1 protein-coding gene is annotated in these 1,519 nt (G+C 44.2%); it reads right to left on the reverse strand.

Translation table 11 applies throughout. The features are described from left to right. Window positions 1-241 precede the first annotated feature (241 nt). The gene (locus BCT81_RS28175; protein WP_063522850.1) at window positions 242-1,453 is read right to left on the reverse strand and encodes an argininosuccinate synthase; all 1,212 of its coding nucleotides are present in this window, start codon (window positions 1,451-1,453) and stop codon (window positions 242-244) included. Window positions 1,454-1,519 lie beyond the last annotated feature (66 nt).

The raw sequence follows: 1,519 nt of genomic DNA on the forward strand, positions 1-1,519 counted from the left end.
ATAAAGTATTAATTCACTTTTTTAACATATTTATTCACCAAAAGATTCATCTATTGATTTTTACAGCGTAGAGCGCGAATTATATGCCATCCGATAGTAAAAACCGAAGCTGATTTATTAGGCGATTAGAAAGTAAAAAGCCCACTCACTAATCAATAGTGAGTGGGCTTTGCATAATCATGTCTGTTTGCTGACCTACAAATATTTCAGTGAAGGCTAGCTCACTAACTCATTGTTAGCATTACTTTTGGCTATTCAGAGCACGGATACGGCTTGATAGCGAGTAAAGACGGATGAAGCCTTCAGCATGGCTTTGGTCGTAAACTTCATCTTCACCAAAGGTTGCAAACTCTTCTGAGTATAGGCTGTTGTCAGAACGCTTCTGAGTGACCGTTGCGTGGCCTTTGTAAAGCTTAACAACTACCTCACCGTTAACGTCTTGCGCTAGCTCTTCTGTCGCAGCAAGAATTGACTTACACAGTGGAGTGAACCAACGGCCATCGTACACAAGGTGAGAAGCTTTAACGCCTAGCTCTTCACGGAATTCAAATGCTGCTTTATCAAGAACCAGTTGCTCTACTGCACGCAGTGCTTCCATCATGATAGTGCCACCCGGAGTTTCGTAACAACCACGCGACTTCATACCAACAAGACGGTTCTCTACGATATCGATACGACCAACACCGTGCTTAGCACCTTTCTCGTTCAGGTAAACCAGTGCGTTGTATGGCGTCATTGTTTCACCGTCAACGGCAACCACTTCACCTTTTTCAACTTTAAGCGTCACTGTTTCAGATTCGTTTGGTGCTTGCTCAGGATCTACCGTCCAAGCCCAGCAATCTTCGTTTGGCGCGTTCCATGTATCTTCAAGTACGCCACCTTCTGTTGAGATGTGCCATGCGTTTGCGTCACGAGAGTAGATCTTAGTCAGAGAAGCAGTACAAGGAATGTTACGCTCAGCTAGGTAATCCAGACATTCTTCACGGCTCACTAGATCCCACTCACGCCATGGTGCAATTACGTGTAGGTCTGGTGCTAGTGCAGCGAATGCACCTTCAAAACGAACTTGGTCATTACCTTTACCCGTACAACCGTGACACAGTGCATCTGCACCTACTTTACGCGCAACTTCAACCTGTGCTTTAGCAATGATTGGACGAGCCATTGAAGTACCTAGTAGGTATTTACCTTCGTAGTAAGCACCAGTTTTTAGCGTTGGGAAGATGTAATCAGCAACCATCTCTTCTTTAAGATCAGCGATGTAACACTCAGAAGCACCTGAAGCTTTTGCTTTTTCTTCAATACCTTCAAGCTCTTCAGCACCTTGGCCAACATCCGCGACAAACGCCACTACTTCACAGTCATAGTTCTCTTTCAACCATGGAATGATTACTGATGTGTCTAGACCGCCAGAGTAGGCTACTACAACTTTCTTTACGTTAACTTTGCTCATTTTCTTTCTCCTAGTTTCCATACTGCACATGGCGGTCAGCGTTGGAAATGACTTCATAATTATATG

Origin of the sequence: Vibrio sp. 10N.261.52.A1 (genome assembly GCF_002876325.1) — a bacterium.
Lineage (GTDB): Bacteria > Pseudomonadota > Gammaproteobacteria > Enterobacterales > Vibrionaceae > Vibrio > Vibrio chagasii.

Coding starts and splice junctions, on each gene's coding strand:
- BCT81_RS28175 (WP_063522850.1), bottom strand. CDS start 1,453: ATGAGCAAAGTTAACGTAAAGAAAGTTGTAGTAGCCTACTCTGGCGGT.